The sequence below is a fragment of the Lacrimispora algidixylanolytica genome (assembly GCF_003609635.1).
Taxonomy (GTDB): Bacteria; Bacillota; Clostridia; order Lachnospirales; family Lachnospiraceae; genus Lacrimispora; species Lacrimispora algidixylanolytica.
Genome location: NZ_MCIA01000031.1, coordinates 403,010 through 427,733, shown reverse-complemented (window position 1 = coordinate 427,733; position 24,724 = coordinate 403,010). Strand labels below are relative to the sequence as shown.

Below are 24,724 nucleotides of genomic sequence, written 5' to 3'. Positions count from 1 at the left end.
TTTTATGATTCATAATGAGCTTCGCTGCAATAGTTAGCCAGTATATCAAGATAAGCTTTCGCATACTTAGGCAGGTACCGGTTCTTTTGGTAGGCGGCGATGAGCGTATTTTCCATTCGCTCCTTCCCTATGGAGAGGCAGACGGATTCCTTTGGCTCTCTCTTTTTTAGATAGTGGTAATAGCTCTCTGGTGCAAATGCAGCCCCAAGACCTTCCATGGCAAGGCAAATGGACATCTCACTGTTTCTGGTATGCAAGAGAATATCTGGCTCCATGTGGTAATCTTTAAAAAGCTTTAGGGCCAGGCCGCCGGTATTTTGATCAGGATAGAGAAGGATAAACGGTTCCTTGGATAAAAGACTTAGATCAATCCATGGATACCCATAACCTTCTTTTTTTTCTGCCAGGGAGACCAAAGGGTTATGAGCCGATAAAACCAGAACCATCTCTTCCTTACCGATGATTTGGTAGTCGAGGTTCGTAGGAAATTCGTGTACGTTGTAAAAGGTTAAATCCACCGTATGGTCCGTCAGCGTGTGTTCCGCAACAAAGTTAACTTCCTCCAACATGTTGACGGTGACGTTAGGATATTGTTTATGAAAATTAAAAAGAGTTGGGCCAATTAGACTATTACCAAGCATGATGGGAATGGCAATGTTTAAGCGACCGTGGTTCTGGTGCATAATATCATCAAATTCAATATCCCATTCTATCCCGTATTCTACGATTTTCTCCGCATAATGAATATAACGTTCTCCAATATAAGTGGGGGAATATCTGCTTCCAATCCGGTCGAAAAGGCGAGTTCCAAGCTGCAGTTCCAAATTTTTTAAATATTTACTCAAAGACGGCTGGGAGATGAAAAGAGTTTCTGCCGCTTTACTGATGTTTTGTTCCTTTGCAATGGCCAGGATATATCTCGCTTCCTTTAATTCCATAATAATGATCTCCTTTTTGTCAGGTGATTGTCCAAACTATAGCTTTTATGCATAGAAAATATAGATTATATGTATTTGACGTACAGTATATCATAAATTATAATAAAAGTACAGAGATAAATTAACGTAGCTTATAAATGGTTATAAGAAAAACCAATGAATTACGATATAAGACGCATGGAGAGGGTAAGATGAAGAAAAGTAGTGCATTTATTATGGTGGTGCCAGGGCTAGTGATCCTGGCAATTTGTCTGTTTCTTCCGCTTTTAAGGGTATTGGTACCGACCTTTTATACAGGAGATTATTTATTTAGTGCTTACGCAGACTTTTTTAAGGACAGTTATTACTTGAAAATCTTTGTAAGAACCGTGAAGGTTGCTGTAATCACTACGATCGTGTGTATGGCAGCAGGAGTCCCTACGGCCTACTTTATCAGCCGATGTGATAAAAAATGGAGAGGAATTCTTCTTTCGGTTTCTATTTTCCCCATGATGACCAACTCCGTAATCCGAAGTTTTGCCTGGATTAATATATTAGGAAGCAACGGCATCGTGAACCGATTCCTAATGATGTCTGGACTTGTGGACAAACCAGTAAAGCTCTTATATACGGATTTTGCTATTATCATTGGTTCCGTATACTTATTTCTCCCATTGATGATTGTTACGGTAGCCGGTGTTATGGAAAATATCGGAGACGATATGATGGAAGCAGCATTAAGTCTTGGAGCAGACCGTCTTAAGGCATTTATGAAAGTCATCTTCCCTATGAGCTTACCAGGAATCATAGTAGGTGGGATTTTAGTGTTCACAGGTACCTTAACTGCGTATACCACTCCTCAGCTTTTAGGAGGAAATAAAAACATGGTGCTTGCCACCTTCATCTACCAGAGAGCAATGAGCGTGGGTGACTGGAATGGAGCCGCTGTAATTTCCCTAATTATGATTGTGGTGACTCTGGCTGTGATAAAAGGCTTTAATGCCCTGGCAGCAAGGCTGGATAAAAGAGGAGGAGACCATGCGTAAAAATAAACTACTGACCGCATTTGCCATCTTGGTATTTGTATTCATGATCGCACCGCTTATTATTATCACGGTGACCGCATTTGGTGAAGGAAGTGCTATCACCTTCCCCATTAAGACTTTTTCTGTAAAATGGTTTGTCAATGTATTTGCCTTAAAATCGTTTCGTATTTCCTTTGTAACCAGCTTGGAAATTGCACTACTTGCTACGGTAATTGCCCTTTTGGTGGGAATTCCAGCAGCGTATGCTCTTGCCAGATCAGGAATGAAAGGAAGAGGATTTTTAAAATCCGTATTCTTGTCTCCAACCATAGTTCCTGGAATTGTTATTGGCTTTGTGCTTTACCAGTTTTTAGTGCTTACCCTTAAAATCCCTGTGTTTGTAGGACTACTTGCAGGACATTTTATGGTGACGTTGCCTTACGTGATCCGAGTGGTTGGATCAAGTTTGGATCAGTTTGATTTTTCTGTGGAAGAGGCGGCCTGGAGTCTTGGGTGTACAAAAACCGGCGCTTTCTTTCGGGTGGTTCTTCCAAACATAACATCTGGGATATCGGCTGCATTTATGCTTGCTTTTATCAATTCATTTAACAACATTCCAGTTTCCATGTTTCTCTCAGGTCCAGGCGTATCCACATTCCCTGCAACCTTGATGAACTACATCGAATACAATTACGACCCTACCGTGTCAGCGGTTTCCGTCGTCTTAATGGCGGTAACGGTTCTGCTCATGGTAATTGTTGATAAAACGCTGGGCGTTGCAGCTTTGGCAAAATAGGAGGAAAACCATGGCATTTATGACATTGCAAGATATTGATGTCCGTTATGATAAAAAGAAGCAGATTTTAAAAGGACTTAATCTGGAAGTGAAAGAGGGAGAACTGGTTTCCCTTTTAGGCCCCAGTGGTTGCGGAAAGACCACGACACTTCGTGTGGTCGCTGGATTTATAGAGCCAGAAAACGGCGTTTTCGCCCTGGATGGAGAAGACTTAACAAAGGTTCCAGTTCATAAAAGAAACTTTGGAATCGTATTTCAAAGCTACGCTTTATTTCCACACTTAAGCGTTTATGACAATGTTGCATTTGGTCTTAAGATGAGAAAATTAAGCAAAGCAGAAGTAGATAAAAAAGTGAAAAACATTCTTGAAATATGCGGTCTCACGGAATTTTCTGTCCGGTTTCCTCAGCAGATGTCTGGCGGACAGAGACAAAGAGTGGCGCTTGCAAGGGCACTGGTCATTGAACCAAAGCTCCTTTTGCTGGACGAGCCTTTAAGCAACCTGGATGCAAAGCTGCGAATCAATATGCGCGTAGAAATTAAAAGAATTCAAAAACAGTTAGGAATTACTACTTTATTTGTTACCCATGACCAGGAGGAGTGTTTTTCTATCTCTGATAAGGTGGCTGTCATGAACCAGGGGGTCATCGAACAGTTCGATACACCTGAAACTATATATCACAGACCCAAAACTGAGTTTGTGGCAAGATTCATTGGTTTTGAAAACTTCCTGCCTTTAAATAAGCATGGAGATGTATATAAATCAGAGGCTGGAGCAGTATTTACGGTAGAAGGTGCCAGTGGAGAAGATTCTCTTATGGGAACCATACGACCAGAGGATATCCGTGTGGCAGAAGAAGGCCAGACAAAAAACATTCTGACGGGCACCATAGGAGTTAGAACGTTTCTTGGCAAAACCTATCAGTATGAAGTTGAAACGGAAGCAGGCAAGTTTTTAGTAAACAGACCTGCAGATGAATCTTATGAAGAGGGAAGCACCCTTCGCCTTTATCTTCCAGAGACCAAGCTTATCCTAGTTAAGAGGTAACAGCGGCAAATTGCCGGTTAATGATAAAAAGAGAGGAACTACATTATGAAAAAAGTATTAGCATTATCCTTATGTGCCGCCATGGCATTAACTGGCTGCGCAGGCGCTGCTCCAAAGGGAGAAAGCAAAAGCACAGAAGCAAAGAAATTGGTTTTATCTACTTATGGTTTAAGTGAAGACATCTCTGCAGAGGAAGTTTACAAGCCTTTTGAAGACCAGTTTGGCTGTAAGATCATCACAGAGACAGGAAGCACCAATGAGCGTTATACAAAGCTTTCTGCTAACGCTGAGAGCTCCATTGATGTGATTGAGTTATCTCAGGCTATGACTGCAAAAGGAATAGAAGAAGGTCTTTTTGAGCCTTTGGATTTAAAAAAGATTGAGAACAGCCAAAATCTCATTGGAACAGCAAAAACCATGGCTGAGGCTGGCCAGGGAGTTGCTTATACCATCAACAGCATCGGCATTATGTATGATCCAGAAGCAGTTGGATTTGAGATTAAGAGCTTTGATGATTTATGGAAAGCAGAATTAGAAGGCAGCGTTGCAATTCCTGATATCACAACTACATTTGGACCAGCTATGGTTTACATGGCAAGTGATTACAAGGGAGTTGATGTAACAAGCGACAAGGGCAAAGCTGCATTTGAAGCATTAGAGGAATTAAAGCCAAACCTAGTTAAGACTTATGCAAAATCTTCAGATTTAATCAATATGTTTACTTCCGGAGAAATCAAAGCTGCAATTGTGGGTGATTTTGGCGTGCCTACCATTCAGAAGGCAAATCCAAACCTGGTATTTGTATCACCAGAAGTAACTTATGCAAACTTTAACACTATCAGCATTACCAAGAACTGCAAAGATAAAGAACTTGCTTATGCATACATTAATTACCGTTTAAGCAAGGAATTACAGGATAAAACCACAAAGGCTTTAAATGAAGCTCCTACCAACAATCAGGTAACCGTTGCAGAAGAAAATTCTAAAAACATGACTTACGGACCAATTGCAGAAAATGCAAAAGTTCTTGACTACACCTTTGTAAATCCAGTTTTAAGTGATTGGATCGACCAGTGGAACCGTATTATCAATAATTAAGGACAGTGAAAATATGAAGGTTGACTTATTAATCCAAAATGGATGGGTCTACCGGACATACAGGCAATGTTTTGAACAGGCAGACATTGCAATAGTGGGGGAAAAGTTTTACGACATTTCCCCTGCTTCCTGTTATGAGGCAGATTCCGTAGTAGATGCAAAAGGAAAATATATTATTCCCGGGCTTATTGATATACACATGCATATTGAAAGCTCTATGACCTTTCCTGGCGAATTTTCAGCGGCAGTGCTGCCCTTTGGTGTTACGACAGTGGTGGCAGACCCCCATGAAATAGCCAATGTATTTGGATTGGAAGGAATTAAAAGCTTTTTATCCCAGGAAACAAAGCTGGATATTTTTTATGGTATCCCATCTTGCGTTCCATCTACAAGCCCAGAGCTTGAGACCTCCGGAGGCATCATTGGAGAGGCTGAGGTTATGGAATTGCTTCAAGATGACAGAGTCTTATGTCTAGGTGAGGTGATGAACGATACTGACCTCCTTTCTGGTGAAGATACTCTGATCAAACGAATCGTGGCCCTTTGTAAGAAGGATGGTAGAAATCTACGGATTGAAGGTCATTGCCCTGCCCTTACCAAAGAAGAACTGGCTGCCTTTATCGGAAGTGGTGTGGATGCAGATCATACCCAGCAGACTCCGGAATCCGTTCTGGAAAAAACAGATATGGGGATGTTTTTGGAATTACAGAAAAAATCTTTGACACCGGAAGTAGTACAAGCGGTGGTTGCCAATAATCTATATGAAAATATTGCACTCGTAACTGACGATACTATGCCGGATCATCTTGCAAACGGCCATTTAAACAAAATCCTTTCCCTTGCAGTGGAATGTGGCATGCCCATAGAAAAGGCAATTTACTGTGGAACCTTAACACCGGCAAGAAGAATGGGTCTTCATGACAGGGGAATGATCGCCCCAGGTAAGCTGGCGGATTTTGCAATTTATGATAATCTTACAAATTTTGATCCTGTTAGTGTCTATAAAAATGGGATACAGTATACAAAAGAAGCTAACATAGAAAAGGCCGCATTCCCAGATTATTTTTATCAGTCCGTGAAATGCCGTTTGGCCCTCCCTTCTGATTTTAACTTAAACCGATGTGAGATCGAAGAAGGGACTGCTATTGTCAATGTAATGCAGGTCCAAAGCTTTGGGACCAGGATACGCCATGTGAAGCGAGAGATACCTGTAAAAGGCGGCTCCTTACGCTGGCAAGAGGCAGGACTATGTCTGGCTGTTGTTTATGAGCGATACGGAAAAACTGGTGATGTAGCGTATGGATTGGTGGAACATGGATTTAAATTAAAAGGCGCAGTTGCTACCACATGGAGTCATGACAGCCATAATTTGCTGGTCTTAGGAAACTCCGTAAATGACATGGTGCTTGCCCAGAATCAGATCGTTCACATGCAAGGGGGATATGTGACTGCTAGTGACAGCAAAGTAACCTCATCGGCCGCCCTCCCTGTTGGAGGTATTTTATGGGATGGCAGTCTTACGACTCTTTCAAAAGAACTTTCTGGTGTACGGCGTCAGATTGAAGTTATGGGATATGAAAACAGCAATGTAATCATGTCCATTTCTACCCTGACTCTTTTGGTATCACCAGAATTAAAGTTAAGCGATAAGGGGTTGTTTGATGTGAGGACGAAAAGGAAGGTCCCTTTGGTGGAAAGCTACAATCCGTCCTAAGGGAAAAGGTTGATAAGTGTGAAAACTGTAATCAAAAATGTAATCGTTGTAACGATGAATCACAAGAGAGAAATCTATAATCCCGGTTATCTCTTGTTTGAAAATGACATCATAAAAGCCGTTGGGCCAATGGAAGAGTTGGATAAACATGATTTATTAGGTGCTTCTTTGGTGGATGGAAAACAAGGTATCTTAATGCCTGGAATGGTCAATCTCCATACTCATATGGGGATGATTCCATTCCGAGGACTTGGAGATGACTGTAAGGACCGTCTTCGAGTATTTTTAATTCCTATGGAAAATAAGGCGATGGATGAAGAAATGGTGTATTTATCCACCCGCTATGCAGCAGGCGAAATGCTCCTTTCAGGCGTAACTTCTGTCCTTGATATGTATTATTATGAAGAAGAAGCAGCAAAGGCCATGGATGAAATGGGAATTAGAGGCATAGCAGGCCAGACGATAATGGAAGAAGGCGCATGTGATTTTTCCGATCCCTATGAGGCTATTTCTTATGGAGAGAGACTCATTAAAAAATACCAGTCCCATCCTCGCATTTCCGGTTGCATTGCACCACACGGTACCAGTACCTGCTCCAGCGAAGTACTTAAGGCAGCTTATGAAATCGATTCTTCTTATCAGGTTCCATTTACCCTTCATACGGCAGAGATGGATTATGAGATGAAATATTTTGAACAAGAATATTCCATGACACCTGCTGCGTATTTGGATCGCATTGGTGTTCTGGGAGAGGATACCCTGGCAGCGCATTGCATTCATATGACAAAAGAAGATCTGGATCTTTTTAAACGAAAGGGAGCAAGAGTCGCTCATTGCATCGGCTCCAATACAAAGGCCGCAAAGGGAGTGGCACCTGTAACGGAAATGATTGAGAGAGACATCCCGGTTGGACTTGGAACCGATGGTCCCGCCAGCGGAAACACTCTGGATATCTTAACCCAGATGAAGCTCTTTGCTGATTTTCATAAAAATGAGACGAAAGATAGAAGTGTATTTCCAGCAGAAACCATTGTTTCGCTCGCTACCATAGAAGGAGCAAAGGCCATGGGATTACATTTAATAACTGGTTCCTTGGAGCCAGGAAAACAGGCGGATTTGGTTCTAATAGAAACGTTATCTGCCAATATGTTCCCTGTTTATGATCCATATTCAGCCTTGGTCTATAGCGCAAACCCCTCCAATGTGGAATCGGTGTTTGTGGCAGGAGAGTGTCTGGTGAAGGATAAAAAGCTGGTTAAATCCAATCTGGAAGAGATCAGAAAAGATTTAGTGGAAAAAATGAAACAAACAGACTTTAGAACCCATATGACACAGGATCAGTAAAGATAAGAAAGCGGTTTGCATTTTCACAAAGCAAGGAGTATGATGGAATGGTACATATCAGCCGGTCAAACTCCGGTATCTTTTCAAAAGCAGGAGGGACACCGCCGTGTTTATAAAAAAGAAATGGTTTTTGGTTTACACCTGCGTAAAACTGGAAACCATGTATAAAGCAGAGAATTTATTGGCCAATGATGGTATTTTATATAAAACAAATGCGTTTAGTCGTAATTTGACTTCAGCGATGAGAGACTTTAACCGTGGACGTCTGCTGCTTTTTAGAAGCGGAAGAGAAGAAACCATTTATAGGATTTATACATCAAAGGAAAATGAAGAAAAGGCCAAATTTCTTTTATCAACGATTTAGACTCCATGGGGATAGAAATAATTGACAAGCATATATCCCTGTGGTAAACTATATAAGTAAAAATTTGCGCCGATACCCGGTAGTTTGGCCACTCCAGCCGTTGCTTGGTATACGGTAAGAATCATTCATTTAAGGAGGAAATCAACATGATTTCAAAGGAAAAGAAAACAGCTATTATCGCAGAATTTGGCAGAAAGCCTGGCGACACAGGTTCACCTGAAGTACAGATTGCAATTCTTACAGAAAGAATTACAGAATTAACTGGTCATCTTCAGCAGAACTCAAAAGATCATCACTCCAGAAGAGGACTTCTGATGATGGTTGGACAGAGAAGAGGCCTTCTTAATTACTTAAAGAAGACTGACTTACAGGGCTATCGTGCTTTGATCGAGAGATTAGGAATCAGAAAATAATAGACCATTTAGGGTGGAGAACTTCTCCACCCTATCTGTCTATATATGAAAAGATATTTAATAGGCAGAAGCATACCCCGAGACCGCTGATGTGGGCGCAATTATCTAATTTTTAACCCGTTAGATACGGTTTGCGTGTAGATCAGTAGTTTCGGCGCTTTCTGCAATTAATATAAAATTATTAATTTTTAAAGGAGATCCAATATGTTCAAGAGTTATAGTATGGAACTGGCTGGCAGAACGTTAACCGTTGAAGTCGGCAGAGTAGCGAAGCAGGCAAGTGGAGCGGCATTCATGCACTATGGAGAGACCGTAGTACTTGCGACCGCAACTGCTTCTGACAAGCCAAGAGATGGAATTGATTTCTTTCCTCTTAGCGTAGAGTATGAAGAGAAGCTTTATTCCGTAGGTAAGATTCCAGGCGGATTTAACAAAAGAGAGGGAAAAGCATCTGAGAATTCAGTTCTGACTTCCCGTGTTATTGACCGTCCAATGAGACCTTTATTCCCAAAAGATTATCGTAATGATGTGACTTTGGACAATATCGTAATGTCAGTTGACCAGGACTGCAGTCCAGAACTTACGGCTATGTTAGGTTCTGCTATTGCTACCTCTATTTCTGACATTCCTTTTGATGGTCCTTGTGCTACCACACAGGTAGGCCTTGTTGATGGAGAGCTTGTAATCAATCCAACTCAGGCACAGAAGCAGGCTTCTGACATGGCTCTTACTGTTGCATCTGTAAGAGACAAAGTTATTATGATTGAAGCTGGAGCCAATGAAGTTTCAGAGGATATCATGATTGAAGCTATCTTTAAGGCTCATGAAGTAAACAAAGAAATCATCAAATTTATCGATACAATCGTAGCAGAATGCGGAAAACCAAAGCACACATATACAAGCTGTGCAGTTCCGGATGAATTATTTGCTGCCATTCGTGAAGTAGTACCTCCAGCAGAGATGGAAGTTGCTGTATTTACAGATGAAAAGCAGATAAGAGAAGAGAATATCAAAAATATTACAGCGAAGCTTCAGGAAGCATTTGCAGACAAGGAAGAATGGCTTTCTGTACTGGGAGAAGCAATTTACCAGTATCAGAAGAAGACAGTTCGCAAGATGATCTTAAAGGATCACAAGCGTCCTGATGGCCGTGCTATGGATCAGATCCGTCATCTGGCGGCTGAAGTAGATATGCTTCCTAGAGTTCACGGTTCTGCTATGTTTACTCGTGGCCAGACTCAGATTTTAAATATTTGTACTCTTGCTCCATTATCCGAAAGCCAGAGATTAGACGGCATTGATAATATGGAGACTTCCAAGAGATACATGCACCACTATAATTTCCCTTCTTTCTCCGTAGGAGAGACAAGACCATCAAGAGGTCCTGGACGTCGTGAAATCGGTCATGGTGCATTGGCTGAAAAAGCATTGGTTCCAGTTCTTCCATCAGAGATTGAATTCCCATATGCAATTCGTACGGTATCTGAGACCATGGAATCCAACGGTTCTACTTCTCAGGCAAGTATCTGTTCTTCCTCTATGGCGTTAATGGCAGCAGGTGTTCCAATTAAAGCAGCTGTAGCAGGTATTTCCTGCGGTCTGGTTACTGGAGATACAGATGACGATTATATCGTTCTTACTGATATTCAGGGCCTGGAAGATTTCTTTGGCGATATGGACTTTAAGGTAGGCGGTACCCATAAGGGAATCACAGCCATTCAGATGGATATTAAGATCCACGGCTTAACAAGACCAATCATTGAAGAAGCAATCCGTACAACCAGAGAAGCAAGACTCTATATCCTTGATGAGATTATGGCTAAGGCAATTAGTGAACCTCGTAAGGAAGTTGGAACGTATGCTCCTAAGATTGATCAGATCAAAATCGATCCTCAGAAGATTGGTGATGTGGTTGGTAAGCAGGGTAAAGTCATCAATAAGATTATTGAAGAGACCGGCGTTAAGATCGACATCTCCGATGACGGAAGCGTTTCTGTATGTGGAACCGATCAGTCAAAGATCGATCGTGCTGTTGAGATTATTAAGAGCATCGTAACTGAAATTGAATCAGGTAGTATTATAACTGGTAAAGTAGTTAGAGTCATGAACTTTGGAGCTTTCGTAGAGCTGGCACCAAACAAAGATGGTATGGTTCATATCTCAAAGCTTTCTGATAAGAGAGTTGAAAAGGTTGAAGATGTAGTAAACATTGGCGACATGGTAACCGTTAAGGTTGTTGAGGTTGATAAGATGGGAAGAATCAACTTAAGCATGAAACCAGGCGATCTTGTAGCAAAGACAGAAGTAGTAAAAGAAGAAGAAAACAAATAAAACGGCGAAGCCGTATCATAGGCAGCAGACAGACCTTTTGGGTTTGCCTGTTGCTTTTTTTATGTAATAGGAAATTGCAGCTTATTACATAAAAAGCCCTACCGGGTGGGAGGCATATGAAACGCTTAAGAAAGAATATTGATTATTATATAATAACTAAACAAATGAGCATTTATAGAGAAAAAGGAAAAAGTTTGCCTATAATCTGCCCACAATTTATAAAAAAGAGTTGAATGAGACATTGAATAATTTACAATTATCTTAAGATAGATGTTATTGGTGTTATTATCTATAATTTAACTCATTATTAAAAAATAAAATTTTAATGGAATTCAAAATTTCACTTTATGGCGAAAATTAGACAATAATGTTGAATTTTGTTGACTTTTTCGGATTGTACATCTAAAATGTAAATTGGTAAATATTGGAATTATACAGAATTAATCGTGACTGCGGTCACAGAGTTTTATTATACTTCGGGACGAAATATGATTGAAGGATACCAGATCGTAAAAGAAGTATAAGATTTATGGGGAGAGAGACTGCGAACATTACAATCATTGGTGCATCGGGGAGAATTTCAAGAGCTGTTAAGTTCAGCTATATATGGGCTATCCATAAAGATGCTGTAAAACCAAAGGATGAAAGAGGAGTGGCAGGTACAGTATGAAGGAGGAACCCAATGGGAGAGAATGAGTTAACAAATGTGGGCCAGGAAAAGTCATTATTTACAGTAAAAAGGATTTTAAGAGCACTTTCGTTGCTATGTATAATTTTTGTTTTTTGTCCATCGTTTTTAGTATCGTGTTCAGGACGGAATGTTAATGTAAGTGCCATGACAGCAGTTGGAGGTGTTTCGGCATACGGGAAAAGAATGGTGGATCCTCATCCAATCATGTTGATTTGTCTTCTTATACCAGTAGCAATTTTGGTATTGATGTTTATAAAGAAGTTCACTGACAATAAGACTGCCTTAATTACGCTTATATGTTCAATTGTTGATTTTGTTATTTGGCTTATATTTAGATCTTCGGTAAAGAGAATTGCCGAAGAGAACTATTGTTCATTTAAAACAACTGCATGGTTTGGGTTTAACATAATTGCACTTATTTTGATAATTCTTTTATCAATGTTGGTTGTGTTAAAAAAGATGAAAATGGATACAGATTTGATCAGCATCTTTTCTGGTGACAATAAACAAAATACATTAAATCAGATGTCAAATGCAGTAACACAAATATCGAGTGCTGTTAGTCAAATGGCAGGGAATGTTGCATCAAACATCAGTAATAAAACTTCAAAAGAAAATGCTATAGGTTTCTGTTCGAAATGTGGTAGTCCGATAGTCGATGGATGTAAATTCTGTACATCTTGTGGAAGTCCAGTTCCAGAAAATGTGTTGGAAGAGGCAGAAGCTGCAAAGAAAGCAGCTGAGGAAGAGGCCAAAAGAAGAGAAGAAGAAAAACATGCAGCAGAGAAAGAAGCCGCGACATCGCGAAATGAATCGGCTGATCCGATATCTCAAGAAGACAATGTTAGTCCATTATTTTACTGCCAGCAATGTGGCACGAAATTAGAACCAGATGCGACGTTCTGTGAGTCTTGTGGAACTAAAATAGAGTAATTGAAATTAACCCTGCCGAATGATTATGTTCGGGAGGGTTTTATAAGGAGTGAAGGTATATGTTTTGTAAGAAGTGCGGTACACAATTAGGGGATGATGCAAAGTTCTGTAAGAAGTGTGGTACACCAACAAGTATCACAAAAAAATCTAATGATAACAAACAAGAATCGACTATTGATGGGGATGCAGATTTTGGTGAGAAAGAATCTCTTGAATCATCTTATAATTCACAGAAGAAAAGCAGAAAAGAAAAGAAAGTAGAAAAGAAAATCAAGAAAAAGGCTAAAAAATCTCAATGGTCTAAGGGGAAAATAATAAGACGATTTTTTGTCCGTTTAATCTTGTTGCTTATTATGGTTTTACTGATAACAGTATTATTAAATTACCTTGGAGTAATCCAAATCCCAATAATAAACAGTCTTATGACTAATATTGGAGTGGAAAAAGAATTGACGGAAATAGAAGAAGTGGATGTAGATAGTCTAAAAATAGAACATCCTGATGCAGATGCGTACTATAAAAAGAATACAGAGATTATTTCAGAAATCAGTGCAAAGAAATCAAATGAAGTTCAGACAGAAAAGGAACTGATGTCATCTGTTGAGTCCAGAGGTTTTACGAAATATCCTATATCCTCTGAGTATTCTATTGACGGAGAGTATTATACCGCTACAAACATTACTAATGATTCATCTGATAAGCATCCTATTTATCAAACTTATTATCAATCGTCGAGCAATGACTTATGGACAATATTTATTATAAATGGCGCTGTGATTGCTAATCCGGTGACCTATAATATGCAATCCAAATTAGGAGTTCAATTATTAATATCTGAATCCGAAACAATTACCAGTTATGACAGCGCGACAAATAAATTTTATAAGACTATTCCAAATGAATCTGAAGTGATTATTAAGGTTGTGAATAGAATCGATACTGAAACATTAGATAAATTGACTATTGGAGTGATTGATGGGTTATGATAAATATAACGATAAAAAAAATATTGACACGCGTAATTATATCATTACTATTCATAAGTGTTTTGTTACAGTCACAAAGTATATGTGTTTATGCAGAAGAAATAGAAGAACATCAGATAATGGTGTCTGTGGGTGATTCATATTCATCGGGAGAGGGGATTGAACCATTTTATGGGCAGTCTGATGACAAGTCAGAAAAGGTTAAAAATCCAGATTGGATTGCACATAGATCCAAAAACGCATGGCCTGGGATGTTAACATTACCTCGCAATGAAGGAACAATGATGGATAATAAAGATGAATATTGGTTTTTTGAGGCAGCTTCAGGTGCAGTAACAGACAATTTTAAATATGCTTTTACTAAAACGTATAATAAGGGGAAATATGAGGGGATATATAATCTGAATCCACAGTTATCGATTTTCGACGAATTAGGAGATCGCAAGGCTGATTACGTCACAATGACAATTGGCGGTAACGATGTCGGATTTACAAATATTATCACTTCTTGCGCTGTGGGAAGTAAGGTCTTAAACTTTGGTGGCTTAGAAGATAGATTGAATCATACTTGGGATGTTTTCTATACAGAGGGAGGAACGAAGGATAGAATAACAGATGCCTATATGAATGTAGCTGATAAAGCAGGAGAAAATGCACAAATAATAGTTGCAGGTTATCCACAATTACTTGATAAGAGTGGAAAAGGTTTATTAATTCATGAAGAAGAAGCACAAGCTGTTAATGATAATATCAGCAAATTTAATAATGCTATAGAAGAGATAGTAAAAGCATATCAAAAATCAGGTATGAATATCAGTTTTGTGTCTGTAGAAGATGCATTTAGTGGACACGAGGCTTATTCGGATGATCCATATATTAATAGTATTATTTTCCCCCCAAAATCAGAAGATCTTAAGGATATAGGGATTACGAGTGCATATTCAATTCATCCCAATGCTGAGGGCGCAAAAGCATATGCTAAATGTGTACAAGAAAAAATAGATGAAATTGAGGAAAAAAAAGAATTAGTTAAAAGTGAAGAAGGAGAAAAGGATCTGTCAGAGAATCCTGAGGCAACTGATGATGAAATAAATGCAAAAGCTAAACATTATTCTGGAATGGTTCTTCAACCTGAAGATGTGGTATTAAAGATGTTTGATGCCTTGCAGGATGGAGACTATGAATTAGCAGCAAGGTGTTTGGACCCGGCTACAGAACAGCAAATTAACTTTTGGGGTGGTATCGCATCTACTTTAGTGGGCTTGTTTACAGGAGAAGATGTATCCTGGGGACAATTAGTTCTTGAGGCTGCGGGTGCGACGGATGTAGATTTAATAGAGTGCGATTCAGATAATTTGGTTATGGAATCAAATGTTGATATATTTTCTGAATGGTTACCTAAGATTCCGGGACTTAGAAATCTTGTATGTACAGAGTCGGATGTATATGTGAAATATCGTTATAAATATAGTGATGAATATTATATCAAAGAAGAGACTTGCCATGTTAGGCGGTATGAGTGGTCAGGATGGCGTATTGAACGGTGATACTAACAAATACAAATGTTATCTAAAGAGGGATTGTAAGTTATGAGCGTAAAATTATTAAAAACAATAAGAATTCTTTGTTTCATTCCATTCATTGCTATTACTAATGTCATTGTATAATTCTTGGAATGGGTTAAATTCGTTTGTTAATTCGAAATACTATGGTTATATAGCATTTGCATATACCATACTAGCATATAGAATAACCTATTATTGGATTGGTATCATTTGTTTTTGTATTATAATTTTAACAACTATTATATTAAAGAAGAAACGAAAAGAATGATTTTGTGGATATTATAAGTATGTAATGGGATAAAAATCTCTTTATTAATAAACTTATCAGGAGGATAAAGTATGTTTTGTGGTAATTGTGGAGTAGAAAATGCCAATGGGGCAAAATTCTGCAAAGGTTGTGGTAAGTCACTGGGAGATGGTGGTAATACGGGAGTGAAAATAACTCCGCCTCAAAATACGTCAATGGGCACGGATAATAGAAGTATTATTTCAGCATATAAAATAAATATGGGACATATGACAAACAAAATCAAGTCGATTCCCCGAAATATATTAATTGGATTATGTGCAGCGGCTATTGCACTTGTTATAATTATTTTTGTTGCTGTTAATACTGGAAATACAATAAAATTGGATAAGTATCTTACTGTACAGACAACAGGATATGATGGATATGGTACAGCAACAGCTACTATAGATTGGGCTGCTATAGAAAAAAAGTATGGATCTAAACTTTCATTTACAAGCGCAGCAAAAAATGAATATGGCGGATTTATGGGCTTAATGACACCAATAGACGCTATTAAGGATTGTGTGAGTGTTAAGTTTGAAAAAAGCAGTGGTTTATCTAATGGTGAAACAATTGCATATACTTGGAATGTTGATGATAATTTATCAAAATATGTCAAGCATAAGGTGAAATTTAAGAATAATAAATATACAGTAACCGGACTCACTGAAGTAGGGACTTTTGATGCTTTTGCAAATCTAGACGTAAAGTTTTCTGGTGTGGCTCCAAATGCTAGTGCAAAATTTAATTATACTGGATCAGAAATGAGTTATTATGATTTTAATTGTGATAAAACAAGTGACCTTAGCAATGGTGATATAATAAAAGTAACAATTGATAAAAGTAAACTTGAATATTATGCAAAAAATCTTGGGAAGGTACCTGCAGATTTAGAGAAAGAATATAAGGTAGAAGGACTTGAAAGCTATTTAACAAAAATTAGCCAAATAGATGAAGTAGCATTAACAGCTATGCAAAATCAGGCTACAGACGTATATAGAGCTAAGATGGCTAAAGATGGTGGAGAAGGAGAAACACTGGAAACATTAACCTATATTGGAAATTATCTTCTTACAGTAAAGAACAAAGATTCTTTGAACAGTAATAACTATTTATACCTAATTTATAAGTCTCAGATTAGAAATAATTATTCTAATAATGAGAAATCATATAATGAGTTGAATGACATCTATTGGTACATAGGTTATGAGGACTTGACGGTTGGGGCAAATGGATTAGTGACTGTTGATGTGAACGAAAACAATACTCCGAATAACCGCTTCACAATTGATTCTGGAGTAGGCAGTGGTTGGTGGAGTACAAAGTCATGGTATTATTATGGATATCAGACAATAGATGACCTTTATAAAGCAGTGGTTACATCTAATTTGGATTCCTATAATCATGAAGACAATGTGGATAAGAGTATTGCCCCTCAAACTGTTAAGGAAGAGGAAATAGCTACTAAGAGTGGATATATACTTCCTAATAGTGATACAAAATTATTAACAAAAGATGATTTGAAAGGGCTTACTGCTGAGGAGTGCAAAATTGCGAGAAATGAAATCTATGCAAGACATGGCAGAAAATTCAAGGATCAGGATATTCAATCATATTTTGATGCTTTAGACTGGTATAAGGGAACAATTAGTCCAGAGGATTTTGATGAGAGTGTTTTATCAGATATTGAGATTACAAATAGGAATTTGATTGTATCCTATGAGGAGGAAAAAGAATATAGTTGATTCGTCGTATAAATCATCTAGTCTTTGTTCTTTTATAAAGTTTTCTAGAGGAACTCTGTGATAATTGTAATAAAGCGCCACGAACACCACCCAACAGAAGCCATCATCAGGCTCCACCTTCTGAAATCAGACAATGAGTGTGAGGACTCATTTGAGAGGACACGCAGTTAATCATTCTTGTCAACGTTTTCAATAACAACTTAACGAGGGTGCAAAATATATAATATTTCTACATAATGGCTTTGAAGATATCTTAGAGTATGCTTATGAGTCCATTATGAAAAAAAGGATAGAAAAAGAAATCCCTAAATCTCCTCACGAATGAGGGGATAGGGGAGCTGAAGTGTCGAAGACACTTATTTATATGAAAAAAGTCCATGGGGGATGAAATGAAAGATATCTATTATAATGCAGTAATATTCGTGCAAATGGGTCTGGAAGCAGAAGCCATGGGAGTTGAGAATGGAAGAATTGTATTTGCCGGAACGCTTTTCGAGGCGAGGAAAAAGTATGATAAAGAGATGGTTAACTGGCACGATTTAAAAGGTGCTTTTGTAGTGCCTGGATTTAATGATTCCCACTTGCATCTTCTCCAATATGGTCATGGGTTAAGCTGTCCTGATCTTTCAAAGCATACCTCATCCATAAAAGAGATAAAGGAAGTTCTTCATGACTTTAGACAGATAAAACAAGATAAGCCAGGAGCCTGGCTCATTTTAAGAGGTTGGAATCAGGAGAGTTTTGACGGAGAAAAACGAATGCCTACTCGCCACGATTTAGATCAGGTGTCAAAGGAGCAACCGATTCTGATATACCGCTCCTGCGGACATATTGCCTGTGCCAATTCTGCAGCGCTTCATATTGCTGGTATTACCAGAGAAAGCAAAGATCCAGAAGGAGGTTCCATTGATTTTGACGAGGCTTTAGAGCCTACAGGGATCCTTCGGGAGTACGCAATCAATCTGGTGAGTGAAAAAGTCCCACCTCCTGATAGAGCTGAAATAAAAGCTGATATCATAAGAGCCATGAAACAATTAAATTCCTATGGAATCACTTCTGTACAAAGCGATGACTTTGGTTCGTTTCCTGGACTTTCTTATGAAACAGTAATGGAAGTATATAAAGAGCTGGAGGCAGAGGGAGGGCTGACGGTTAAGGTATACGAGCAGTGTTTGATTTCGAACAAGAAAGATTTAGAAGATTTTATAGAAAAAGGTTACAAGACAGGTAAAGGCAGTTCCTTTTTTACCATTGGTCTATTAAAGCTCATTGGTGATGGCTCTTTAGGGGCCAGAACTGCTTGTTTAAGCAGTCCTTACGCGGATGACGAACTTTATCCCGAAAACTGCGGTATATCCGTCTACAGCCAGTCAGAGCTTGATGATAGGGTAAGCTATGGGGCAGATCATGGAATGCAGATTGCCATTCATGCCATAGGAGATAAGGCGATGGAAATGGCAGCCCATTCGATTAAAAAGGCTCTTAAAGGCAATATGGACAATCCCATGCGACATGGAATTGTCCATTGCCAGATAACTACCAAAGAGCTTATTAAGACATTTCAGGAGCTAAATCTCCACATCTATGTGCAGACCATTTTTATGGATCATGACAATCATGTGGTGGAGAAACGGGTGGGCTGGGAACTGGCTGCCGACACTTATGCATTTAAGACCTTATTGGATTTGGGTATTCATGTGTCCAATGGTTCTGATGCTCCGGTGGAAGAACCTGATGTGTTATCAGGAATCCAGTGTGCGGTGACAAGAACCACCTTAGATGGAACAAAAACGTTTCTTCCAGAGCAATCCATAACGGTAGAAGAGGCTCTTCATACCTTCACCGCCATGAGCGCAAGGGCAAGCTTTGAGGAGAATGAAAAAGGGTCTCTCCTTCCTGGAATGGCAGCCGATTTTACCGTATTATCTTTCGATATCCGAACCTGCAATCCAAAGCAAATTAGAGAAGCATCGGTATGCCAGACCTTTGTAAATGGAATTTGTGTCTATGATTCTTTGGCCTGAAACAAAAGGTGGAAATTGCTGTGACGGTGAAGGGAATTAAGACCTTGTCTGATAAATTCCCAGGTATCGTTATAATCTCCTGGAACAGTAAAATCACTGTCTGATAAAAAGGAGATAAATTCCGAAGGATTGGTAAGATAGTGTTCTGCAAAGGTATCTGCAAAGGTGACTTTTTCTTCATCCGTAAGGTTCCCAGTTCTGTCGTGAAAGACATGCTCTAAGTTCCGGGAGAAATAATACACCTGATAAGGTATGGTTCCCACCTTACCTGTTTCAGAAAGCCGGTTTAAGATACTGGATTTTCTCTCGTTTCGTTCCTGAACCCGTTGCGGATTTGATGCTTCTACCCGGTCGTCATAGTATTGAATGTCTCTTACCTTTTGATGAGTCACTTTGTCAGGTGGAATGAAAACGCCATCAATATCGACTAGATGTATTACCTTTAGAATATCATTTTTTTGATATCCATACCGTTGCCTCTCGGTTTCTACATGTTGGTAAACGGTTTTCATGGCATTGTTCACAGAAACCGCCCAGTTGCTGGTCATATCACCGTGTACAATATGAAAGCGAACCTCTTCATTATGAAAGATTTTCTTTAAGACTGGGCTTAGGGTGTCCTCATCCGTTGGTCCTTCTGCGATAAATATGAGGACTTTTTTACTTTTGGATATCATGAAAGACCCCCTTTCCAGCCCTGCGGAAAGCCCGTCCAATCTCCACGGTATCTGTTTCGGAGTAGACTTCCTCCTTCTGGCCGCCTAGGGTAATGCTCCGCAGATAGAGGTCTCTTAGATTGTTGCTGTTCTTCACATTTTGAAGCCGGATATAGCGGTTCGCCGGATTGGTAGTGGAAAAAACAATGCTTTTTCTATGGAGCATTTCAAGCGCTCTCAAGTTATGGGAGGTAAATATCAGTTGCCCCTTTGCCCCTTTTTCCATGACGGCAAGCAGTTCTCCAAGAAGAAATTCATAGATTCCAGCATCCAACTCATCAATGATCAGGCACATAGAGGGATGATTATAAATGCACATTAAGACATTTAATACCGAAATTATTTTAATAATACCTTCGGATTCGTACTTCAAGGGAATGATAATGTCATCTCGTTTTGATATCAGCTCTATCTTATTGCCCTCTGTCCCATTTTCCCGAAGCTGCTCCCCGAAATTGTGAATCCCGATGGAGAGTCCTGGGATCATTGCGGATATAACAGCGTTCATATCTTCAATAATCTGGCTTACAATGTGGTACTGTTCTTTCGTAATAATGGATGGACCGTCAAGGCGTATGGGCAGTTCTCCCTTTTCCACCTTTTTTCCTACTTTAAGGCGAAATGCAAAGGGGAGCATAAAATTCATACTGATGGAACCGGAGTGAGCATTGGTGATGACAAATAAGTTATAGCTGGCATATTGGTGCAGCGCCTTTATAATATAGGCGTATTCCTCTGAGATTTCATCAGGGGCAGATAAAAAGATGTTTCTTCCTTCACTTCCAAAGATAAAAGAAACCATGTTTTTCTGGGCCAGCTTTTTGGCAACGTTTAGATTGATTTTGTTTTCCTCGTTGCTTTTCACTAACTGGTCAAATCGGTACTTTGGTGTAAATACGGAACCTTTGGAGGTAGAACAGTAGTCGATTAAGCTTTTTCTGCTTTCAAACTTTTCTCCATTCCAAAGAGCAGCGGTCAAAATCTCGTTTGTTATCTCAAATTCTCTATCTGGTAATTTTCCTAATATGACTGCATAATCAATGGTAGCAGATTTCTGAGCAGTCTGGATCATAAAGGTTACACCGATTTTTAAGGAATCCATATCTTCTGAAATAAAATGTCCAGTTTCTTTGGGAAGCGATTTTCCTGTTAGCAGTATCTGAAGAAGAGCCATGGCCTCTACCACTGCAGTTTTACCTGATCCATTTTGACCATAGATTCCAAGAATGTCGGCGGATAAGGAAAAGTAATCTTTTTCTATGGCAGAGGGCATTTCGATTTGTCCGTACTGTGTATTTTTAATTCCTGAAATTTCAATTTTACTTATTCGGACTGAGGTTTCGTTCATTCGATTGTATCCTTTCCTATTTTTAATTCTATAGTAGCATATTGTGGTGAAATGGCAAGAAAATATTAGTGGTTCGGTATATTTTATATCAATTTTAAATATTATTTACTTATATTACGAATTTATTCCGTAAAAATGGAATTAATTGCTGACTTAGATAGAATCAGGGAATGAATGGATATGAGTGAGCAAATCAGGAAGACTTCGTATGAACGTATTATAAGTGGGATATCCCTTGATTTTATCTGGGCTAAATTGAAAACCCATTTGTTGTAACTATAGAATTCCTTAAGAAAAGTTAGGTGCCTTATGAAGATGAGATAAAAGAATCCATATTGACAAATAAAATGATTCAACGTATAATGTCCTTACTCAAAGAAAAATAGTATTTTAATTGAATATAGAATTCGTTAAAAGGGAGTAGTTTTAATGCATTGTCAACATCCTGGCGTTTTAAGGCAGCCTGGTAGTGCATGCCCAATCGTGGTTACCAGACTTTTAATGTATTTCTTTTGTGGATCTAAGATCCGTGAAAGAATGCATTAAAAGTCTTTTTTTTATACTTTTATCACTAGTTATAGGAAGCTTAGGGAACATTTTGATGCGACTGTCTCAATGAGACAGCGGAATGGAGGAACGTTTGAAAGATTGGTATCAAAAAAGTGGAGAAGAGGTTTTGATTGATCTTCATACAAAAAAGGAGGGCTTAAGCTCAGAGGAAGCTGTAACACTTCTTGAGAAGGGAGAAAACATCCTTTCAGAGGGCAAAAAGAAAAGCACTCTTCAGGTCTTTGTCGAACAGTTTAAGGATCTCCTAGTCATCATACTGATTGCGGCTGCCACTATTTCCATGATTTCCGGCAATGTGGAAAGTACAGTGGTTATTGTAGCTGTTATTATGCTCAACGCTATTTTAGGAACGGTACAGCACGAGAAGGCGCAGAAATCTCTTGAAAGCTTAAAGTCGTTGTCCTCACCCACAGCAAAAGTTATCAGGGACGGACAAAAAATAGAAATCAACTCCAGAAAAGTGGTTCCAGGAGATATTCTTCTTTTGGAAGCTGGAGATATGGTGGTAGCTGATGGCAGAATTTTAAATAACTATTCCCTTCAGGTGAATGAAAGTTCTCTCACGGGTGAATCCACCAATGTAGATAAGGAAGAAGTAGCATTTGATAATGAAATGCCTTTGGCAGACCGTACCAACATGGTCTATTCCGGCAGTCTTGTCACATATGGAAGAGCCATGGTGGCAGTTACGGGAACGGGTATGGATACGGAAATTGGTAAAATCGCCAGCCTTATGAATGCCACAAAGGAAAAAAAGACTCCTCTGCAGGCCAGCATGGACCAGTTTTCCAGCCGCCTTGCTGCTATTATTATGGTTATCTGTGCCCTGGTATTTCTCTTAAGTCTTTACCGCAGAATGCCTGTTTTAGATTCCCTTATGTTTGCAGTAGCACTTGCGGTTGCAGCTATACCAGAAGCCTTAAGCTCCATTGTAACCATTGTACAGGCCATGGGAACTCAAAGAATGGCCAAAGAACATGCGATTATTAAGGAATTAAAGGCAGTGGAAAGTCTTGGTTGTGTTTCTGTCATATGTTCAGACAAAACTGGAACGCTCACTCAGAATAAAATGACGGTTCAGGATATCTATATTGATGGAAAAACCATGATGCCAGAGGATATGGACATTAGCAGTCAGCTTCACCGGTACTTGATTTACGATGCAGTCCTCACCAATGACTCAGCAATTGTGGAAGGGAAGGGGATTGGTGATCCTACGGAATATGCCCTTCTTGAAATGACCGGGAAAATCAAGGTGAGCCATGATTATTTGCGTGATTTAATGCACCGATTAGAGGAACTTCCCTTTGATTCAGACCGTAAGCTTATGAGCACCAAATACCGTCTTCATGGAGTTCCAACTGTTTTAACCAAAGGAGCCGTAGATGTTTTACTAGACCGAATGACACATATTCGGACATCAGAAGGGATCAGAGAGCTAGATCAAAAAGACCGGGAAGAGATAATAAATCAGAATCAAAGATTCTCGGAAAATGGTCTTCGTGTCCTGGGATTTGCTTATAAAGAGGTGGAAGATGATCATGTACTTTCATTAAACTCAGAGACTGGTTTTACATTCCTTGGCCTTATTTCCATGGTGGACCCTCCAAGAGAAGAGTCCAAAGCAGCCGTTATGGATGCAAAGCGTGCGGGTATTCGCACTGTTATGATTACTGGCGATCATAAGATTACAGCCACTGCCATTGCAAAACAGATTGGTATCTTTGAAGAAGGAGATCTGGCAGTGACTGGAGCGGAGCTAGATGCTATGACAGATGAAGAAATGGATCAAAAGATCACAAAGACGTCTGTTTACGCCAGAGTGTCTCCAGAAAATAAGATTCGTATCGTAGATGCATGGCAGAGAAGAGGCAACATCGTTTCTATGACTGGTGATGGTGTCAATGATGCCCCGGCATTAAAGAAGGCAGATATCGGAGTTGCTATGGGGATTACAGGTACTGAGGTTTCCAAGGATGCGGCTTCTATGATTCTATCGGACGATAATTTTGCTACTATCATAAAAGCAGTTGCCAATGGTCGAAACGTATACAGAAACATCAAGAATGCCATACAGTTTTTGTTATCAGGTAATACAGCCGGTATTCTATCGGTTCTCTACACTTCCTTGATGGCACTTCCGATTCCATTTGCACCAGTACATTTGCTATTCATCAATCTACTTACGGATTCTCTTCCAGCCATAGCGATTGGTATGGAGCCAGCAGAGCACGATTTGCTAGGTGAAAAGCCAAGGGATCCCAAGGAAGGAATCCTTACAAAGGAATTTCTATTAAAACTGTTACTGCAGGGTGCTTTAATTTCAGCCTGTACCATGACCGCTTTCCATATAGGATTAAAATCAGGCAGCCCAGCTGTTGCCAGCACCATGGCTTTTGCTACGCTGACCTTGTCTCGGTTGTTCCACGGATTTAACTGCAGAAGTAAATATTCTCTTTTTAAGATTGGTTTTTCCAGCAACTGGTACAGTCTAGGTGCGTTTTTTGCCGGGGTATTACTGCTTCATCTAGTTATGTTTGTTCCCCTTCTTTCCAGGCTGTTTTCTGTAGCTCCTTTAAGCGGTGCTCAGTTGGGAATGATTTATGGTCTGGCTTTCATTCCTACGGTTATGATTCAAATATCAAAGGTCATAAAAAGCGGTAACCAATAATTAACGTAAAAAGGTTTCTATGGTATCTCCATAGGGCCTTTTTGATTTGGAGGGAAGTTCTTCTTTGGAGTTATCATGAATAAAAATAGTGGCTGAATCAGTAGAATTATCAATGGAGATACTTTATAATAGATAA

Annotated in this window: 19 protein-coding genes; 16 read left to right on the top strand and 3 right to left on the bottom strand. The window is 39.3% G+C overall.

Going from position 1 to position 24,724, the window contains the following annotated elements:
- Positions 1-2: 2 nt before the first annotated feature.
- Positions 3-938: a LysR family transcriptional regulator gene (locus BET01_RS17020; protein WP_120198060.1), complete on the bottom strand. Its 936-nt coding sequence runs from the start codon at positions 936-938 to the stop codon at positions 3-5.
- Positions 939-1,129: 191 nt separating this feature from the next.
- Between BET01_RS17020 and BET01_RS17015 the strand changes: the two genes are divergently transcribed.
- The 15 genes from BET01_RS17015 (at position 1,130) to BET01_RS16950 (ending at position 19,283) form a co-directional block, all read left to right on the top strand.
- Positions 1,130-1,963: an ABC transporter permease gene (locus BET01_RS17015; protein ID WP_120198059.1), complete on the top strand. Its 834-nt coding sequence runs from the start codon at positions 1,130-1,132 to the stop codon at positions 1,961-1,963.
- On the top strand, positions 1,956-2,738 hold the full coding sequence (locus BET01_RS17010; RefSeq protein ID WP_120198058.1) for an ABC transporter permease: 783 nt from the start codon (positions 1,956-1,958) through the stop codon (positions 2,736-2,738). Before BET01_RS17015 ends, BET01_RS17010 begins: the two co-directional genes overlap by 8 nt.
- 10 nt (positions 2,739-2,748) lie before the next feature.
- Positions 2,749-3,786: an ABC transporter ATP-binding protein gene (locus tag BET01_RS17005; protein WP_120198057.1), complete on the top strand. Its 1,038-nt coding sequence runs from the start codon at positions 2,749-2,751 to the stop codon at positions 3,784-3,786.
- Positions 3,787-3,831: 45 nt separating this feature from the next.
- On the top strand, positions 3,832-4,884 hold the full coding sequence (locus BET01_RS17000; protein ID WP_120198056.1) for an ABC transporter substrate-binding protein: 1,053 nt from the start codon (positions 3,832-3,834) through the stop codon (positions 4,882-4,884).
- A gap of 13 nt (positions 4,885-4,897) precedes the next feature.
- On the top strand, positions 4,898-6,598 hold the full coding sequence (locus tag BET01_RS16995; protein WP_120198055.1) for an adenine deaminase C-terminal domain-containing protein: 1,701 nt from the start codon (positions 4,898-4,900) through the stop codon (positions 6,596-6,598).
- 18 nt (positions 6,599-6,616) lie between these two features.
- On the top strand, positions 6,617-7,942 hold the full coding sequence (locus BET01_RS16990; RefSeq protein ID WP_120198054.1) for an amidohydrolase: 1,326 nt from the start codon (positions 6,617-6,619) through the stop codon (positions 7,940-7,942).
- Positions 7,943-8,048: 106 nt separating this feature from the next.
- Entirely contained in the window at positions 8,049-8,306 is a 258-nt protein-coding gene (locus tag BET01_RS16985) for a hypothetical protein (protein WP_120198053.1), read from the top strand.
- A 146-nt stretch (positions 8,307-8,452) separates the two neighbouring features.
- Complete coding sequence (rpsO, locus tag BET01_RS16980; RefSeq protein WP_120198052.1) at positions 8,453-8,719, top strand: 30S ribosomal protein S15; 267 nt, start codon at positions 8,453-8,455, stop codon at positions 8,717-8,719.
- Between the two features lie 204 nt (positions 8,720-8,923).
- Entirely contained in the window at positions 8,924-11,050 is a 2,127-nt protein-coding gene (locus BET01_RS16975; protein WP_120198051.1) for a polyribonucleotide nucleotidyltransferase, read from the top strand.
- Positions 11,051-11,579: 529 nt separating this feature from the next.
- Complete coding sequence (locus BET01_RS21750) at positions 11,580-11,720, top strand: hypothetical protein (protein ID WP_166428738.1); 141 nt, start codon at positions 11,580-11,582, stop codon at positions 11,718-11,720.
- A gap of 12 nt (positions 11,721-11,732) precedes the next feature.
- Positions 11,733-12,674 carry a zinc ribbon domain-containing protein gene (locus BET01_RS16970; RefSeq protein WP_120198079.1) on the top strand — a complete coding sequence of 314 codons (942 nt, stop codon included), beginning with the start codon at positions 11,733-11,735 and terminating at the stop codon, positions 12,672-12,674.
- A 59-nt stretch (positions 12,675-12,733) separates the two neighbouring features.
- Positions 12,734-13,660, top strand: a complete 927-nt coding sequence (locus BET01_RS16965; protein ID WP_120198050.1) for a zinc ribbon domain-containing protein — start codon at positions 12,734-12,736, stop codon at positions 13,658-13,660.
- On the top strand, positions 13,657-15,207 hold the full coding sequence (locus BET01_RS16960; RefSeq protein WP_120198049.1) for an SGNH/GDSL hydrolase family protein: 1,551 nt from the start codon (positions 13,657-13,659) through the stop codon (positions 15,205-15,207). Before BET01_RS16965 ends, BET01_RS16960 begins: the two co-directional genes overlap by 4 nt.
- Before the next feature lie 357 nt (positions 15,208-15,564).
- Positions 15,565-17,259, top strand: a complete 1,695-nt coding sequence (locus BET01_RS16955; protein ID WP_120198048.1) for a YARHG domain-containing protein — start codon at positions 15,565-15,567, stop codon at positions 17,257-17,259.
- Between the two features lie 389 nt (positions 17,260-17,648).
- Entirely contained in the window at positions 17,649-19,283 is a 1,635-nt protein-coding gene (locus BET01_RS16950) for an amidohydrolase (protein ID WP_120198047.1), read from the top strand.
- Here BET01_RS16950 and BET01_RS16945 read toward each other — a convergent pair.
- A complete protein-coding gene (locus BET01_RS16945; RefSeq protein ID WP_120198046.1) occupies positions 19,265-19,960 on the bottom strand; it encodes a hypothetical protein in 696 nt (231 codons plus the stop codon). The genes BET01_RS16950 and BET01_RS16945 overlap by 19 nt on opposite strands.
- Positions 19,944-21,347 carry an AAA family ATPase gene (locus BET01_RS16940; protein ID WP_120198045.1) on the bottom strand — a complete coding sequence of 468 codons (1,404 nt, stop codon included), beginning with the start codon at positions 21,345-21,347 and terminating at the stop codon, positions 19,944-19,946. The genes BET01_RS16945 and BET01_RS16940 overlap by 17 nt, the downstream gene beginning before the upstream one ends.
- Before the next feature lie 640 nt (positions 21,348-21,987).
- Here BET01_RS16940 and BET01_RS16935 point away from each other — a divergent pair.
- Complete coding sequence (locus tag BET01_RS16935; RefSeq protein ID WP_120198078.1) at positions 21,988-24,588, top strand: cation-translocating P-type ATPase; 2,601 nt, start codon at positions 21,988-21,990, stop codon at positions 24,586-24,588.
- The last annotated feature ends 136 nt before the right edge of the window (positions 24,589-24,724 follow it).

Bases quoted from the DNA above. Each gene is read 5' to 3' on its own strand.
- BET01_RS17020 (WP_120198060.1), bottom strand. From the start codon at position 938: ATGGAATTAAAGGAAGCGAGATATATCCTGGCCATTGCAAAGGAACAA.
- BET01_RS17015 (WP_120198059.1), top strand. From the start codon at position 1,130: ATGAAGAAAAGTAGTGCATTTATTATGGTGGTGCCAGGGCTAGTGATC.
- BET01_RS17010 (WP_120198058.1), top strand. From the start codon at position 1,956: ATGCGTAAAAATAAACTACTGACCGCATTTGCCATCTTGGTATTTGTA.
- BET01_RS17005 (WP_120198057.1), top strand. From the start codon at position 2,749: ATGGCATTTATGACATTGCAAGATATTGATGTCCGTTATGATAAAAAG.
- BET01_RS17000 (WP_120198056.1), top strand. From the start codon at position 3,832: ATGAAAAAAGTATTAGCATTATCCTTATGTGCCGCCATGGCATTAACT.
- BET01_RS16995 (WP_120198055.1), top strand. From the start codon at position 4,898: ATGAAGGTTGACTTATTAATCCAAAATGGATGGGTCTACCGGACATAC.
- rpsO (WP_120198052.1), top strand. From the start codon at position 8,453: ATGATTTCAAAGGAAAAGAAAACAGCTATTATCGCAGAATTTGGCAGA.
- BET01_RS16975 (WP_120198051.1), top strand. From the start codon at position 8,924: ATGTTCAAGAGTTATAGTATGGAACTGGCTGGCAGAACGTTAACCGTT.
- BET01_RS21750 (WP_166428738.1), top strand. From the start codon at position 11,580: ATGGGGAGAGAGACTGCGAACATTACAATCATTGGTGCATCGGGGAGA.
- BET01_RS16970 (WP_120198079.1), top strand. From the start codon at position 11,733: ATGGGAGAGAATGAGTTAACAAATGTGGGCCAGGAAAAGTCATTATTT.
- BET01_RS16965 (WP_120198050.1), top strand. From the start codon at position 12,734: ATGTTTTGTAAGAAGTGCGGTACACAATTAGGGGATGATGCAAAGTTC.
- BET01_RS16960 (WP_120198049.1), top strand. From the start codon at position 13,657: ATGATAAATATAACGATAAAAAAAATATTGACACGCGTAATTATATCA.
- BET01_RS16955 (WP_120198048.1), top strand. From the start codon at position 15,565: ATGTTTTGTGGTAATTGTGGAGTAGAAAATGCCAATGGGGCAAAATTC.
- BET01_RS16950 (WP_120198047.1), top strand. From the start codon at position 17,649: ATGAAAGATATCTATTATAATGCAGTAATATTCGTGCAAATGGGTCTG.
- BET01_RS16945 (WP_120198046.1), bottom strand. From the start codon at position 19,960: ATGATATCCAAAAGTAAAAAAGTCCTCATATTTATCGCAGAAGGACCA.
- BET01_RS16940 (WP_120198045.1), bottom strand. From the start codon at position 21,347: ATGAACGAAACCTCAGTCCGAATAAGTAAAATTGAAATTTCAGGAATT.